The organism is Paenarthrobacter sp. GQ52 (assembly GCF_059759005.1).
The window spans coordinates 71,067-86,591 of sequence record NZ_JCAXEJ010000005.1 but is presented as its reverse complement, the minus strand read 5'-3'; the positions used below and the strand labels follow the sequence as shown (position 1 = coordinate 86,591).

Here is a 15,525-nt window from a genome sequence, read left to right as displayed (position 1 = left end):
GTCAAGCCTCCCTTCCTGCTGCGGCCCGCGATTCGACAATGGCGCCGGCTATCGCGGCCAGGTCCCGTTCAGGGACGCGCCGGTTGCCGGAACGGTCGACGGTGTACACCACCGGCCATAGTTGCCGGACAGGGTCAGGACCGCCGGTGGCGGAGTCGTCATCGGCGGCATCGTAGAGGGCCTCAACAGCCACTGCCACGGCGTTCTCTTCTGACAAGTTAGGTTTCCACAGTTTCTTCAGGGCTCCCCGCGCGAATACGGAACCGGAACCAACGGAGTGATGCTCCTGTTCTTCGTAGCGGCCGCCTGTGACGTCGTAGGAGAACAAGCGGCCCACGCCGGAGACGTGGTCGAAGCCGGCAAACAGTGGAACGACTGCCATGCCCTGCATTGCCATGGGCAGGTTTCCGCGGATCATGGCGCCCAATCGGTTGGCCTTGCCGACGAGGCTGAGGAGCGTGCCCTCGATCTTTTCGTAGTGCTCCAGTTCCACTTGGAAAAGCCGTGTGATGTCGATGGCCAAGCCGGCAGTTCCGGCAATGCCGAGGACTGAATACTGGTCCGCCGGAAATACCTTCTCGATGTGCCGGCTGGCGATGATATTGCCCATGGTGGCGCGGCGATCCCCGGCCATCAGCACACCACCGGCGTACGTCAAGGCCACGATCGTGGTGGCGTGCGGCGAGGCCGGGACCATACCGGCGGGTAACGATTGAGTGAAGGGAAGGAGTTCGGGACGCGAGCGTTGAAGATGCTCCGTGAAAGAAGACGTTGCCTGGGTGGCCAGGGGGCCGGTTGATGGGTCCTGCATTGCTGCACTCCTTCGACTCTGCATTCCGATGCCCGGCGGCCTCACGCAGGCCGGGCAGTACATCCTCTGGCGGGTCCGCCTACTGGCCGCCCTTTTGGACAAACGCCCTCACGAACTCTTCAGCGTTCGACTCGAGAACGCCGTCGATTTCGTCGAGGAGGTCATCCACACCCTGCGTCGCTTCCGAAGCCTGTGCCTCGGGTGCTGCCGGTGGTGCCTCCGGTACGTCGACTTCGGTCTCGGTGTCCCGTGACTGCGGTTGTTGCTGCTCCTGTGCTGCCATTTTCTTTCTCCCTACTGTCAGTCTCCTGAAGACGGAGACTTCCTAATGCAATATTGCCACGCGGACCGGTGCTGCGGACGGCTTTGACCCGGCACGAATAGTCCTGTGGCGTTCATCCGTCAACTCCTCGCTGGCGGTGGTTTTTGACCCAGCAATTCGGCCAGGAATGAAGCAGCATCCGTGTGGCGGTCAAAGAGCGCGCCGGTCAAAGCCTGTGTGCCCCTCAAAGGCTCACGGGTGGGTACCCGTTGCAGTTTTCCCAGCCCTGGAACATCGAAGATCACCGAGTCCCAGCTGGCGCCGACAACGTCCTTGCCGAAGCTGGAAACGCACCGGCCGCGGAAGTAGGCCCGGGTGTCCGACGGCGGTTCGGTGACCGCCCGGGTGATGTCGCCGTCGTCGACAATACGCCTCATCCTGTCCCTGGAAAGCAACCTGTAGTAGAGGCCTTTCTCGGGCCGGATATCGGACCATTGAAGATCCACCAAGCCCAGGCGGGCATCGTCCCACGCCAGTCCGTCTCGGTTTCGGTAACCTTCAAGCAGCGATTTTTTGGCCACCCACTCAACCGACGAGGCAGCAGCATCAGGATCTGTACCGAGAGTTGTCAACGTGGACTCCCAATGGGACAAAACCTGATGCGTATGGCCGTCTCCAGTGACTGAATCCGCTACCCCTGTCTCCTGGGCCAGTTTGGCGGCGGCCTCGAAATACATCCACTGGAGATCGAGAGCTGTCACGCGTCTCCCGTCGAGGAGCCTTACTGTGACAGCCAAGGTGGTGTCGTGGCTGACGGCTTGGAGGGCCTGGACAGGCTCATGAACTTCGATCCTCGGAGCCTGTCCCGCCTCAATGAGGCTCAGGACCATGGCAGTGGTTCCGAACTTCAGGAAATTTGAGGCCTGGCTGAGGTTGGCGTCACCAATGATTACGTGGAGGCGGCGGTACTTGTCCGCAGTGGCGTGTGGCTCGTCCCTCGTGTTGATGATGGGGCGCCGGATGGTGGTCTCCAGCCCCACCTCTGCCTCAAAGAAGTCAGCCCGTTGGCTGATCTGGTAGCCGGGCGTTGAGCTGTCCTGTCCCATCCCCACCCGGCCCGCACCGCAGACGACTTGGCGCGAGACGAAGAAGGGAGTCAATCCACGGATGATGTCCCCGAAGGGCACCGAACGGGGCATGAGGTAGTTCTCATGCGAGCCATAGGACACGGACTTGTTGTCGGTGTTGTTCTTGTAGAGGTTGATCGGAGGAAGCCCTGTATCGGACGCGACCTTCCTGACGGTAGCCAACGCCACCAGGTCACCGGCGGCATCCCAGGCCACGGCATCCCGTGGGTTGGTGACCTCCGGACTGGAGTACTCAGGGTGCGCATGATCGACGTAAAGGCGGGCACCATTGCCGAGGACCATGTTCATCAGGAGGGAACCGGACTCGTCAGCGCCGTCCAGTTCCAACTCCTGTCGGCCATAGGCCAAGGCGACCGCTTCGGCGTCGAGCACTGGCGGCTGGTCCGTCAGCTGGCTGGGATCCGCCGTTGACCTATCCACTGTCCAACCGCGGGCGTCGTGCAGCGGTTCCTCGTCCGTATAGTCCCACCGTGTCTCCGCGCCGCCGGCCGCACGTTGCCGGGTAACAGTTGCATACGCCTGGATGATCCTGGCGGACATCATGGTCGCGTTAGCTCCCGGCGCTGACGGTGCATGGATCCCATATTCAGTTTCCGAGCCCATGACGCGCATGGCGCCGCCTGCGGGAAGCTTCTCTCCGGGTGAACCCTCGGGCCTTGCTGTCACAGGTACTGACCTGTGTTGGCGGTGGTTTCGATGGACTTGCCAGGCTCCTGGCCTGCCTTGCCCTGAACGATGGTCCGGATGTAGGTGATCCTTTCGCCCTTCTTGCCCGAAATCCGTGCCCAGTCATCGGGGTTTGTGGTGTTGGGCATGTCCTCATGCTCACGGAACTCATCCACCACGGCCCGAAGCAGGTGATCGATCCGAAGACCTTTTTGGTGGCTTGTCAGCAAATCCTTGATGGCGTACTTCTTGGCCCGATCCACCACATTCTGGACCACGGCGCCGGAGTTGAAGTCCTTGAAGTACAGCATTTCGGTGTCGCCGTTGGCGTAGGTGACCTCGAGGTACTCGTTGGACTTCTCCGTGGAGTACATGGCCTCCACTGTGCGCTGGACCATGGCGTCCACGGTGGCCTGCACGTCGCCGCCATATTCAGCCAAATCCTGAGGGTGGAAGGGCAGGTCAGTGGTGATGTACTTTGCGAAGATGTCGGCTGCGGCCTCGGCGTCGGGTCGTTGAATCTTGACCTTCACGTCAAGGCGACCGGGACGAAGGATTGCGGGATCGATCATGTCCTCACGGTTTGAGGCTCCAATCACGATCACGTTGTCCAGGCGCTCCACACCGTCGATCTCACTGAGAAGCTGCGGCACGATGGTGGTTTCGACGTCGGACGATACCCCGGTACCGCGGGTGCGGAACAAGGAATCCATTTCGTCGAAGAAGACCACCACAGGGCTGCCATCTGAAGCCTTTTCACGGGCGCGCGAGAAGATCAGCCGGATGTGTCGCTCGGTCTCACCCACGTACTTGTCAAGGAGCTCCGGACCCTTGATGTTCAGGAAGTAGCTCTTGAGATCGGTGTTGCCCGCACGTTCCGCAGCCCGGGCAGCGAGGGAATTCGCTACTGCCTTGGCAATCAGGGTTTTACCGCAGCCCGGAGGGCCGTAGAGCAAGATGCCCTTGGGGGCCTTCAGGCCATGCTCACGGTAGAGGTCCGGATGGAGGAACGGCAGCTCCACGGCGTCGCGGATCTGCTCGATCTGCGGGCCAAGCCCACCGATGTCCTGGTAGGTGATGTCCGGAACTTCTTCGAGGACGAGGTTCTCCACCTCGGCGCGCGGGACCTTCTCCAGCGCGTAGCCGGTCCTTGAATCGAGCGACAACGCGTCGCCCACTTTCAAATGAACACTTTGGAGTGCCCCGGACAGCCTGACTACACGCTCTTCGTCGGCGCGGCCCACCACCAGTGCCCGGTCCTTGCCCAGCATTTCCTTAAGGGTGACCAGTTCGCCGGCACGTTCGTAACCGAGCCCGGCCACTACCAGGAGTGCCTCGTTCAGCAGGACTTCCTGTCCTACAGCGAGCTGGTTGAGGTTGACGAGCGGGCTGACTCCCACGCGCATCTTGCGGCCGGAGTTGAAGATATCCACGGACTCTTCGGTGGCTGCCTGCCCTGAACTGCCGGCTGACGGCTGCTTCCGTGGGTTGATCTGCACCACGGTACCGAAGCTGTAAGGAGGCTGGCCCTCCTGCTCCAGGGCGCCCTTCAAACGAAGAATCTCAGCCTTCGCCGTTTCCAGCATGCTGACCAGTTTGCCGTTGTTCTGGGTCGCGGCTGCCAACTGGCGGTCGATGTGGCGAAGCTTGTCCCGGAGGATGTTGATTTGCCGTTCGGCAACAGTCAGCTCACTCGAGGTCTCCGGCGGTTGAACAACGCCAAGCCCCCGGCTTGCCGTATTCTCCGCTGCGTCGTTTGCTTCTTCCGGCGTCGGCCGTCCAAGGTCGTTGTTTGACGTATCCACGATTCATCAGCCCCTTCCTGCGCTTAACAAGACCTTAGTCCCGAAAAGCTCAGGGTGCTGGGTGACATCCGGAATGCGAACCCTATTGTGACCTTTGTCAGTTTGTGACTGAGGGATCATCCTGAACGTTGGTCCCGGCGATGGCATCACGTGCTGCACGGCGCAGCTTTTTGTCCGAGACGGAACGCTCCCCCACTGCTGCAGGGGTCCAGGCGTTGAGGTCCTCTTCGCTGAATTCGGTCTTGGAAGGGCGGCGCTTCACGGAAATTCCCGTGACGCCCTCAGCAAGACGGCGGGTGACCAGCAGGAATCCGGTGTGGGCGACCATCCGGTGGTCCGGACGGACAGCAAGGCCCTCGAGGTGCCAGCCACGAACCATCGATTCCCAAGCGTCCGGCTCGGTGAAGCGGCCGTCAGCGCGGATGGCTTCGGCAGTGCGGGACAACTGGGTGACTGTTGCTACGTAGTTGATCCAGACACCGCCTGGAGCCAGGACAGTAGCAACCGCGTCCAAGCACTCCCACGGCGCGAGCATGTCCAGCACCACCCGGTCCACGGACCCCGGGGCCTCGGCCTTGACTACCTCTTCCTGGAAATCTCCCAGGGAGATCTGCCACGCGGGGTGCGGTCCACCGAAGATGGTCTCAACGTTTCCCCTGGCGATGTCCGCGAACTCTTCGCGACGCTCGAAGGAGTGGAGGTAGCCGCCGTCGCCGACTGCGCGCAGCAGGGAGATGGAGAGTGCGCCGGAGCCAACGCCGGCTTCCACAACCCGCGCGCCCGGGAAGATATCGGCCATGGTGACGATCTGGCCTGCATCTTTGGGATAAACCACAGCGGCACCACGGGGCATGGACAGAACGAAGTCAGAGAGCAGCGGCCGCAAGGTCTGATACTGCTGGCCGACGTTGTTGCTAACCACCGAGCCATCCACCTTGCCGATGATTTCATCGTGGTTCAAGAAGCCGCGGTGCGTATGGAAGGCGCCGCCCACTTCCAAGGTGATGGTGTTCATGCGCCCACGCTCGTCCGTGAGCTGGACCCGCTCGCCCACACGGAAAGGCCCGCGGCGTCGTGCAGCGCCCGTCGGCTGGACTGTTGAGCCGGTACCGGGCTCGTCAGTGCCTGTGGTTGCTGCGGGGGCGGCGGTTTCGCTGCTCATGTGGTGTTCCTCGCTCCTGTACGGCTGGGCCGCGGTGTGTAACCGGCTGGTGGGCGCCAAAAATTCAATGGGTCTGTTTTGTATAACCGCCGGCATGTAACTCTACCGGCAAGGCAGTCAGGCCCGCCCGCTCTTGCGTGCTTCCTTACCTGTTATGGCCGTCACTACGGCCTGCTGGCGGAGCAGCCCGGTGACGATTCCGTTGTGATCAACCACAGCGTATTCGCCGCCCTCCAGGCGCGCCAAGTACTGGATCAGTTCCTGCCCCTTGGACCATTCGGGGACGTACGCCCCGGCGGCCAGGGCATGCGCCACTGCGGTGACAGGCGTCGTCGTGGCAGCTGCGGCTGGAACAGCGAGCGTTGCGCCGAAATCCACAACTCCCTGCGGTTTGCCGTCGGGACCGCAAATCACGACGGCGGGACTTCCGGCGGGTGAAATGTCCAGGACGTCTGCCACTGAGGCCGAGTTCGGCACGCCCACTGCGGGCTCAGCCAACCCCGCGGCACTTACCAGGTACAGACGACTGCGGAGCTTTGCATGGTGGATGGAGCTCGAGGCGCCCATCCAGAGGAAGCCGCACACCAACACGGTGATCACAATGAAGGTGAGGTCCGGCCAAGCGCCGCTGATCAAGGGCAGGCCAATAAACCAAATGACCAGCACCACAACGATGATGCGCCCGGACCACCCTGCGGCAATGGTGCCCTTGTCCTGGCTACCGGTCGCTTTCCATACAGCAGACTCCACCAAACGCCCGCCATCCAGTGGCATCCCGGGAAGTATGTTGAAGATGCCGATCAAGAGGTTTGCCCTCATCAGGATGTCACCCAGGGTCGCCGACACTCCGCTGAGCAAGTCGGCGGACATTACTGCCCACATGACCCCGGCGACGACGAAGTTGGAAACAGGCCCAGCCAGGGCGACGATGACGGACTTCCCCGGCGAAGCCGTGAAGTTCTCGAATTGAGTGTGTCCACCCCAAAGATTCAGAACGATCTTCTCGGTTGGCCATTTGAAGGCCTTTGCGCTGAGCGCATGTGCAAGTTCATGGATCAGGACGGAAATGGCGAGCAGCAGGGCAATGCACAGCGCCACAAAGTAGGCCCAGTTATTCAGATAGGGCATGTAGTCCATCAACACCGGCCCGTAAACGAACACCGTAAAGGCCGCGATGACAAACCACGAATACGCAAGGTAGACGGGAATGCCGGCGATTCGTCCGAGGGGAATGCCGTCCCTCTTTTTGGTTTGCGGGTGTTGCTGTGTGGAGGGGCTGCTCACCTAGTTGGCCCCTTCAAACAGGTTGGCTGCGGCGAAACGGTCCGCCACGAGCTGCTGTAGATCGATTGCGGTACGGCCCACCAACGTGGGCCACGTGATCATCCGGGGGTCTTCCGGGAGGGGAACCTGATGGGGAATTCCCACTGTGACCACACCCGAAGCGATAGCGGCAGTGGCACCTGGGATGGAATCCTCCAAGGCGACGCAGTGGTCGATGGTCACGGACGGGTCGTTCAACCTGAGGCGTTCCACGGCGGTGAGGTAGGCCTCCGGGTGCGGCTTCCCGTTGGTGACGGTGTCACCTGTCACCATGAACTCGAAGTAGGGCTTGGGAAGGCTCTCCACCACCACTCCGGCCAAAGGACCCTCCGACATGGTCACCAGGGCGCAGCGGATGCCCGCCAAGTGGAGTTCATCCAGCAGTTCGCGTGCCCCGGGCCGCCATGGGACTTCTTTACGGACCTGCTCGATGACTTGTGCGCTCAGCGTGTCCACGATGTCACGGGCTTCGAGCCTGACGCCCGCGGCCTGCAGAACGGCTGCCGAGTGAAGCAGGGACTGTCCCACCAATTGCATTGCCTGCTGGTGGGACCATGTGCCGCCGTGGGATTCCACCAGCGCGCGCTCCGCAGCGATCCAGTAAGGTTCCGTGTCCACGAGTGTGCCATCCATATCCCAGAGCACGGCTTTGAGGAGGGGCTGGCTGGGTAACGAATGCATGGTTTCCAGTCTACGTGGAACCTGGCGGGCGGCCGTTCGTCCGTTGCGCTGTGGGCGAATCCCTGACACGCTTCGGCGTGAAATGCCATGCATCCATGAGGGTCTTGGACGTAGGGTGAGTGGATGAACAGTGTGGACGGGACCCCCGAAGGACAGGACATCACCGCGGAGCCCGAGCGTTTCCTTAAGGAACCCGCGGACGGCCAACGTGTCACGGTAATGCTCGCCGCGTTTGAGGGCTGGAATGACGCCGGAGAGGCCGCTAGCGATGCCCTGCACTACTTGAACAAGCTCTGGGATGGCAAGAAGGTTGCCACTGTGGATGCCGAGGAGTACTACGACTTCCAGTTCACGCGGCCCACCGTGCGTCGCACGTCCTCAGGTGCCCGGAAGGTGAAATGGCCGTCGACCCGGATTTACAAGGCTGAAGTTCCGGACAGCAACGTTGACGTGGTCCTCGTGCTCGGTACCGAACCTTCCTACCGCTGGCGCGCCTACACCACCGAATTACTGGTCCATGCCGAAGCGCTCAAGGTGGACTCCGTGATTTTGGTGGGCGCGCTGCTGGCCGACGTGCCCCACAGCCGTCCAATTCCGGTTAGCACCACCACCGAGGACAGTTCCCTGCGGGAGCGCCTCAACCTGGAGGCTTCCCAGTACGAGGGGCCAGTGGGCATAGTGGGCGTGCTCGCAGAGTTCGCAATGCTGGCAGGGCTGCCCACGGTCTCCCTGTGGGCAGCAGTTCCGCATTACGTCGCCCAGCCGCCCTCCCCCAAGGCACAGCTCGCGATCCTGCACAGGATCGAGGATCTGCTGCAGGTTCCTTTGGACAGCCAGGCGTTGGCTGAAGAATCGGAGGCTTGGGAGCGTGGAGTGGACGAGCTCGCCACGGAGGACCCTGAAATTGCTGCCTATGTGCGGCAACTGGAAGAAGCGAAGGACACCGCCGATCTTCCGGAGGCGTCCGGTGAGTCAATCGCCCGCGAGTTTGAGCGGTACCTGAAGCGACGCGGTAAAGAGCGCCCCTAAGGGATCAGTACCGGCAAAAACCAACAACGGCCCTGACATCTTGTCAGGGCCGTTGTTTGTTTTCTTGGGTAGCTTAGAGCTCAACGCCGAGCAAAGCATCAATGGCGTCGGTAACAAGGGCGGTATCCTGCTCCGACTTCTCAGCGGCAGTGCGAATCGCTTCCTTCGCCCAAGAGTCGACGGCGGCGATTGCGCCAGGAGCGTTGAGGTCGTTTGCAAGTTCATCGCGCATGGCAGATATCAGTCCTGCAGCGGATCCGGCCGGCGCGCAGTCCAAGGCAGCACGCCACTGTATGAGCCGGTCCTTGGCTTCGGCGAACTCCGCATCGGTCCAGGACCAGTCCGAGCGGTAGTGGTGGGCAAGGATGGCAAGGCGGATGGCCGCCGGCTCCTCCCCTGCAGCGCGCAGCTTTGAGACAAGTACCAGGTTGCCCTTGGACTTGCTCATCTTCTCGCCGTCCAAACCCACCATGCCGGCGTGTGAATAGTGACGCGCCAGCGGAACGCCGGACAAAGAGTAGGCATGGCCGGCGCCCATCTCATGGTGCGGGAAGACCAGATCAGAGCCGCCGCCCTGAACAGTGAAGGGGGCGGGAAGGTACTTTTGCGCGATCACCGTACATTCGATGTGCCAACCCGGCCGGCCATCGCCCAAGGTAGCTCCGGGCCAGCTCGGTTCGCCGTCCCGTGCAACGCGCCAGAGCAAGGGATCAAGGGCGTGGCGCTTACCCGCCCTGGCGGGGTCGCCACCGCGCTCTGCGAACAGCTCCAGCATTTCCTTTTCGCCGAGGCCGGAGACATCGCCCAGTGTCCAGGCGTCTGTGGCGTCGGAGCGCTTGCCCGCCGTCTCGACGTCGTAGTAGACATCGCCGTCGGGCTCTCCTTCAGAACCGGCGACGCGATAAGCAACGCCGTCGGCAATAAGCTGCTCGATGGCGGGCACGATGTCCGGGATCGCCTCGACTGCGCCGATGTAGTGGTTCGGCGCGAGGACATTCAGGGCGTCCATGTCTGTCTGGAAAAGGTCGATCTGGCTCTGGGCCAAGTCACGCCAGTCCACGCCTGTTGCCGTGGCGCGCTCCAGGAGCGGATCATCGATGTCCGTGACGTTCTGGACGTAGGACACCCGGACGCCGGCATCGCGCCAGGCACGGTTCAGGAGGTCGAATGCCACATAACTGGCCGCGTGTCCCATGTGGGTAGCGTCATACGGCGTGATGCCACAGACATACATTGACTGTTCCGGCTGTCTCTCGACGTCCACCACTCGGCCGAGGGCTGTGTCGTACAGCCGTAGTTGCGGCATGCTGCCGGGCAGCTCAGGAACAGGGCGGGAGGTCCACGATTTCACGACTCAACCTTAGTGCTAGGCACTGATGACATTGAAACCGAGCAGGACATACAAAGCCAGGCCCAGGAGGATGCGGTACCAAACGAAGAGCCTGTAACTGCGGGTGGAGACAAACTTCAGGAACCAGCCAATGATGATGTAACCCACCACGAAAGCGATCACCGTGGCCAAGGCAGTCTCCGGGAGACCGTAGGGGCCAGCAAGGCCCTCGTTCGTCACCGTCTTATAAAGCTGGTAAAGGCCGCTGCCGAACACCGCGGGTATGGCCAGGAGGAAGGAGTACCGGGCAGCTGCTTCACGGGTGTAACCCATGAGGAGGCCGGCTGTGATGGTGCCGCCGGAGCGGGAAACGCCCGGGATCAACGCCATGGCTTGCGCGAAGCCGTAGAGGATGCCGTGCTTATAGCTCAGTTGCGTGAGATCCCTCTCTTGCCGGCCGATGGCATCGGCGACAGCGAGAATCATGCCGAAGACGATCAGCATGGTGGCAACGATCCACATACTGCGTAACACTGACTCAATCTGGTCCTGGAACAGCAGGCCCAGGATGATGATGGGCAAGCTGCCCAGGATGACCAGCCAACCCATGCGGGCATCCGGATTGTTGCGCTCGACTTTGCCCGTGAGGGAGCCGAACCAAGCCCCGACGATCCGGACGATGTCCCGCCAGAAGTAGACGATTACAGCGGTTTCAGTTCCCAGCTGCGTAATGGCCGTGAAGGCTGCACCCGGATCTGCGGCATTCGGAAGGAACGAGCCGACAATGCGCAGGTGTGCGCTCGAGGAAATCGGGAGGAATTCGGTGAGGCCCTGCACCAGGCCCAGCAAGGCTGCTTCTATCCAGTTCACGTGAATAGACCCTACGTCATGAAGTCCGCAAACTCCCCGTAAGCTAACTGCTATGCAGCAGCGTTATGTCGGAAACAGCGGGTTCCGCGTGTCCTCTTTATCCCTTGGCACCATGTCCTGGGCCCAGGAAACCGACGAGCAGGACGCGGCTGAACTGCTCCATGAATTCGTTGCCGCTGGCGGCACTGTTGTAGACACGGCAGCGTCCTACGCACAAGGGCGGGCAGAAGCCTTGTTGGGATCCATGCTGGGCGACGTCGTGGCCCGTTCCGAAATTGTGATTTCCACTAAAGCCGGCGTGTCGTCCTCGGATTCCAGGCGCAGCGTCAACGCTTCCCGCGGCGCAATGCTTTCCGCACTTGATGCCAGCCTCGCCAGGCTTGGCACCGACTACATTGACATTTGGTTCGCCCACGAGTGGGATCCGAATGTTCCCTTGGACGAGACTCTTTCGGCTTTGGAACTTGCCCAGCGGAGCGGACGTGCCCGCTATGTGGGTATCTCCAATTACAACGGTTGGCAGACGGCCAAGGCAGCGGCCGTGGCCGGCTTCACCCTCGTGGCCAACCAGTCCGAATACTCCCTCGTCCACCGTAAAGCCGAGGAAGAACTCATCCCTGCGGTGGAAGACGCGGGCCTGGGGCTGATGGCATGGGCGCCTCTGGGCCGTGGAGTACTCAGCGGCAAATACCGTGGCCAGATTCCTGCCGATTCCCGTGCCGCACAGAGTCGGTTGGCCGGTTATGTCGAGGCGTATCTCGAGTCGCGGCCATCCCGTGTGGTGGAGGCCGTGGCCATGGCCGCCCGCGGACTTGGCCGGACACCGATGGACGTGTCCCTCAGCTGGTTGCTCTCCCGGCCTGGCGTTGCCACAGCAATCGTCGGCCCCAGGAACGCCGTTCAGCTGAAGGAAGTACTGGACGCCCAATTGACGGCGCTGCCGGCTGAAATTTCGCGCGCTCTCGAGGACGTTTCAGCAGCGTGATTTCGGCCTATTGGCGGTCCAGAATGTCCAAAAGGTAACTGCCGTAGCCGCTCTTGGCGAGCTTGGCAGCCTGCTGGCGGAGCTCGTCATCCGTCAGGTAGCCCATCCGCCAAGCCACCTCCTCCGGAGCGCCAATCTTCAATCCCTGTCGGTTTTCCGTGGTTCGGACATAGTTCGAGGCGTCATTCAGGTCGCTGAAGGTACCGGTGTCCAGCCAAGCGGTTCCCCGCGGAAATTTCTGCACATGCAACCGGCCAAGCTCCATATATTTCCTGTTGATATCTGTGATCTCCAGTTCCCCCCGCGGAGACGGTTGCAGCTCCTTGGCCATGGCAACCACGTTGTTGTCATAAAAGTAAAGTCCAGGAACGGCATAATTGCTTTTGGGTGCTGCGGGCTTTTCTTCGATGGAAACGGCCATGCCTTGGTCGTCGAACTCCACCACACCGTAGGCGGACGGGTCCTTGACCCAGTACCCGAAGATGGCTCCACCGTCCACATCGGCATAATGTCGGAGCTGGTTGCCCATGCCGGGGCCGTTGAAAATGTTGTCGCCCAGGATCAGCGCCACTTTGCCGCTACCGATATGCTGCTCCCCCAGAATGAATGCCTGGGCAAGCCCGTCCGGGGTCGGCTGCCGGGCATAGTCCAAATTAATGCCGAATTGGGAACCATTGCCCAACAGGTTTTCGAATTGAGGGCCATCCGTTGGTGTCGTGACGATAAGGATGTCGCGGATGCCGGCAAGCATCAAGGTGCACAGTGGGTAGTAGATCATTGGCTTGTCGAAGACGGGTACCAATTGCTTGCTTATTCCGAGCGTAATGGGATGGAGCCGGGATCCTGTTCCGCCGGCCAGAATAATTCCGCGCATCTAACTGTCCTCTCCCGCTGCACATCGCCGTATTCGACGGTTACGCTATGGCCATGCAGAGAATCCTTGTCACCGGCGGGGCCGGATTCATCGGATGCAATTTCGTTCACTTCATCATGGAGCACACCCGTCTCCATGTCACTGTCCTGGACAAACTGACTTATGCGGGCAGCATTGAATCGCTGTCGGGACTACCCACAGACCGTTTTGAATTTTTCGAGGGTGACATTTGCGATGCTGCCGTGGTGGACGTATTGACATCCTCGGTGGATGCGGTTGTCCACTTTGCTGCCGAGTCGCACAACGACAACTCGCTGGAGGAGCCCCGGCCTTTCCTGGACACTAACCTGCTCGGTACATTCACCCTCATCGAAGCGGCGCGAAAGCACGGTACCCGGTTCCATCACATCTCCACGGACGAGGTGTACGGAGATCTGGCCTTGGACGATCCTCAGCGGTTCACGGAAGACTCCACATACCGTCCCACAAGTCCGTATTCGGCAACGAAAGCGGGCTCGGACATGTTGGTGCGCGCCTGGGTTCGCTCGTTCGGCCTCAAGGCCACCATCAGTAATTGTTCCAACAACTACGGTCCTTACCAGCATGTGGAGAAGTTCATTCCACGGCAGATCACCAACATCCTTGACGGTTTCCGGCCCCGCCTCTACGGCAACGGGCGGAACGTCCGGGACTGGATCCACGTTGAGGACCACTCGTCCGCAATCCTGGCGATATTGGAAGGTGGCCGCTTGGGCGAAACCTACTTAATCGGCGCCGACGGCGAACGTTCCAACCGCGAGGTAGTGGAGATGTTGCTTGAACTCGTGGGGCAGCCCCGCGATGCTTATGACCTGGTGACCGACCGGCCCGGTCACGATCTCCGTTACGCCATCGATTCAAGCAAAATTCGACGCGAGCTCGGTTGGTCGCCCCGTTATTCGGACTTCGACGCCGGGCTGGCTGACACAGTGCAGTGGTATAGGGACAACGAACACTGGTGGCGGCCGCAGAAGGCATCCACGGAGTCCAAATACGCTGGACAGGGGCACTAAGGCGTGGATCCGGGACGGCAGCTACGTTCGAGGACCACGCCCATCCCTGGCCTGCTGCTGTTTGAGCTGCCTGTTCACGGGGATGACAGGGGGTGGTTCAAAGAGAACTGGCACAGGACCAAGATGCTGGATGCCGGGCTGCCTGACTTCGGTCCGGTGCAGAACAACATTTCCTTCAACGCAGCGCGCGGTACGGTTCGGGGCATTCATGCTGAACCCTGGGACAAGTTCGTTTCCTTGGCCTCCGGTCGGATCTTCGGCGCGTGGGTTGACCTTCGTGACGGCCCGACTTTCGGGACACTGTTTACCGCAGAGCTGACTCCTCAGGACGCCGTTTTTGTTCCCCGTGGCGTGGGCAACGCCTTCCAAACGCTGGATGACGACACGGCGTACACGTACCTGGTTAACGATCACTGGAGCGCGGAGGCACAGAAGGAGTACACGTTCCTCAACCTTGCCGATGAGGAAGTAGCCGTGCGGTGGCCAATCCCCTTGGAGAAGTCCATTGTGTCTGCACAGGACAGGAAGCATCCGCGGTTGGGTGACGTTGTTCCCATGCAGGGGCGGCGGACGCTGGTCCTTGGAGCGGACGGCCAGTTGGGTACAGCCCTCCGGCATGCTTTCTCGGGCGACGCCACGGCGGAGTTCGCCAGTCGGGCGCAGTTCGACATCACCGTAGAGGACTCCTATGAGGCACTCAACTGGCGCAATTACTCCACGATCATCAACGCAGCCGCTTTCACCGCCGTCGATGCCGCCGAGACTCCGGAAGGCCGCGCAGCTGCCTGGAGCATCAACTCCGCTGCCGTTTCCCGCTTGGCGCGGACCGCCGTCGAGCATTCACTCACGCTGGTCCATGTATCCAGCGACTACGTTTTCGGTGGCACAACAGAGGTGCATCACGAAGATGAGGTTCCCACTCCCCTGAGTGTCTATGGCCAAAGCAAGGCCGCCGGTGATCTTGCTGTGAGCACACTACCGAGGCACTACATCGTGAGGACAAGCTGGGTGGTGGGCGACGGAAAGAACTTTGTTAGAACCATGGCTTCGTTGGCCGTCAAGGGGGCCTCGCCATTGGTGGTGGATGACCAACGGGGACGGTTGAGCTTCGCAGCTGACATCGCGGAGGGCATTCATTACCTGCTTCGAAGCAAGGCGCCCTACGGGACGTACAACCTCAGCAACAGCGGTGAAGCCAAGTCCTGGTATGAGGTGGCCCGCGACATCTACGGCTTGCAGGGCGTCGATCCAGATCTTGTGCAACCCATCAGTACATCGGACTACGCGAAGCCCAACACTGCACCGAGGCCAGCAAGCAGCGTCCTGGACCTGAGCAGAATCCGCGCTACCGGATTTGATCCGCCCGATGCGAGGGAGCGTCTGGCTGAGTACCTCAGTGGCTTGCAGCTCTAGCGGAGACCGGTCAAACGTCCTAAAGTAGGCCTACGGCAGTCTCTTGCAGGAGGCCGGGAGACAACTCAAATGAACATGTTGACATGGCGGCACAGGTCCGTCACCGACGATCCA

General features: G+C 61.1%; 14 protein-coding genes. 4 read left to right on the top strand and 10 right to left on the bottom strand.

The window, feature by feature from the left end; genetic code table 11:
* Position 1: 1 nt before the first annotated feature.
* The 7 genes from prcB to AC6CH8_RS08985 all read right to left on the bottom strand — a co-directional run bounded on the left by prcB (position 2) and on the right by AC6CH8_RS08985 (position 7,951).
* Positions 2-811 carry a proteasome subunit beta gene (gene prcB, locus AC6CH8_RS09015; protein WP_091470744.1) on the bottom strand — a complete coding sequence of 270 codons (810 nt, stop codon included), beginning with the start codon at positions 809-811 and terminating at the stop codon, positions 2-4.
* 79 nt (positions 812-890) lie between these two features.
* A complete protein-coding gene (locus AC6CH8_RS09010; protein WP_017200952.1) occupies positions 891-1,094 on the bottom strand; it encodes a ubiquitin-like protein Pup in 204 nt (67 codons plus the stop codon).
* Between the two features lie 119 nt (positions 1,095-1,213).
* Complete coding sequence (gene dop, locus AC6CH8_RS09005) at positions 1,214-2,833, bottom strand: depupylase/deamidase Dop (protein ID WP_498190217.1); 1,620 nt, start codon at positions 2,831-2,833, stop codon at positions 1,214-1,216.
* A 50-nt stretch (positions 2,834-2,883) separates the two neighbouring features.
* Positions 2,884-4,692 carry a proteasome ATPase gene (arc, locus tag AC6CH8_RS09000; protein WP_091470741.1) on the bottom strand — a complete coding sequence of 603 codons (1,809 nt, stop codon included), beginning with the start codon at positions 4,690-4,692 and terminating at the stop codon, positions 2,884-2,886.
* Between the two features lie 97 nt (positions 4,693-4,789).
* Complete coding sequence (locus AC6CH8_RS08995; protein ID WP_420178126.1) at positions 4,790-5,854, bottom strand: tRNA (adenine-N1)-methyltransferase; 1,065 nt, start codon at positions 5,852-5,854, stop codon at positions 4,790-4,792.
* A gap of 117 nt (positions 5,855-5,971) precedes the next feature.
* On the bottom strand, positions 5,972-7,138 hold the full coding sequence (locus AC6CH8_RS08990; protein WP_498190052.1) for a site-2 protease family protein: 1,167 nt from the start codon (positions 7,136-7,138) through the stop codon (positions 5,972-5,974).
* Positions 7,139-7,951, bottom strand: coding sequence for an HAD family hydrolase (locus tag AC6CH8_RS08985; RefSeq protein WP_364305186.1), 813 nt, complete (start codon positions 7,949-7,951; stop codon positions 7,139-7,141). It lies immediately after the preceding gene.
* A gap of 30 nt (positions 7,952-7,981) precedes the next feature.
* Between AC6CH8_RS08985 and AC6CH8_RS08980 the strand changes: the two genes are divergently transcribed.
* Positions 7,982-8,887, top strand: coding sequence for a PAC2 family protein (locus AC6CH8_RS08980; RefSeq protein WP_054808090.1), 906 nt, complete (start codon positions 7,982-7,984; stop codon positions 8,885-8,887).
* Positions 8,888-8,960: 73 nt separating this feature from the next.
* Here AC6CH8_RS08980 and mshC read toward each other — a convergent pair whose 3' ends face one another.
* Positions 8,961-10,238 (bottom strand): cysteine--1-D-myo-inosityl 2-amino-2-deoxy-alpha-D-glucopyranoside ligase, encoded by a 1,278-nt coding sequence (gene mshC, locus AC6CH8_RS08975; protein ID WP_498190050.1) that lies wholly within the window; start codon positions 10,236-10,238, stop codon positions 8,961-8,963.
* A 15-nt stretch (positions 10,239-10,253) separates the two neighbouring features.
* Positions 10,254-11,087 carry an undecaprenyl-diphosphate phosphatase gene (locus tag AC6CH8_RS08970; RefSeq protein WP_091470731.1) on the bottom strand — a complete coding sequence of 278 codons (834 nt, stop codon included), beginning with the start codon at positions 11,085-11,087 and terminating at the stop codon, positions 10,254-10,256.
* Positions 11,088-11,139: 52 nt separating this feature from the next.
* Between AC6CH8_RS08970 and AC6CH8_RS08965 the strand changes: the two genes are divergently transcribed.
* Positions 11,140-12,072, top strand: a complete 933-nt coding sequence (locus AC6CH8_RS08965) for an aldo/keto reductase (protein WP_498190048.1) — start codon at positions 11,140-11,142, stop codon at positions 12,070-12,072.
* A 7-nt stretch (positions 12,073-12,079) separates the two neighbouring features.
* On the opposite strand, the gene rfbA is transcribed toward AC6CH8_RS08965, so the two are convergent.
* Positions 12,080-12,946 carry a glucose-1-phosphate thymidylyltransferase RfbA gene (gene rfbA / locus AC6CH8_RS08960; RefSeq protein ID WP_498190046.1) on the bottom strand — a complete coding sequence of 289 codons (867 nt, stop codon included), beginning with the start codon at positions 12,944-12,946 and terminating at the stop codon, positions 12,080-12,082.
* A 53-nt stretch (positions 12,947-12,999) separates the two neighbouring features.
* On the opposite strand from rfbA, the gene rfbB reads away from it, so the two are divergent.
* Together rfbB and AC6CH8_RS08950 are read left to right on the top strand one after the other, a co-directional pair.
* Positions 13,000-13,998, top strand: a complete 999-nt coding sequence (gene rfbB, locus AC6CH8_RS08955; RefSeq protein WP_498190044.1) for a dTDP-glucose 4,6-dehydratase — start codon at positions 13,000-13,002, stop codon at positions 13,996-13,998.
* A gap of 3 nt (positions 13,999-14,001) precedes the next feature.
* Entirely contained in the window at positions 14,002-15,411 is a 1,410-nt protein-coding gene (locus AC6CH8_RS08950; RefSeq protein WP_498190042.1) for a sugar nucleotide-binding protein, read from the top strand.
* Positions 15,412-15,525: the final 114 nt, after the last annotated feature.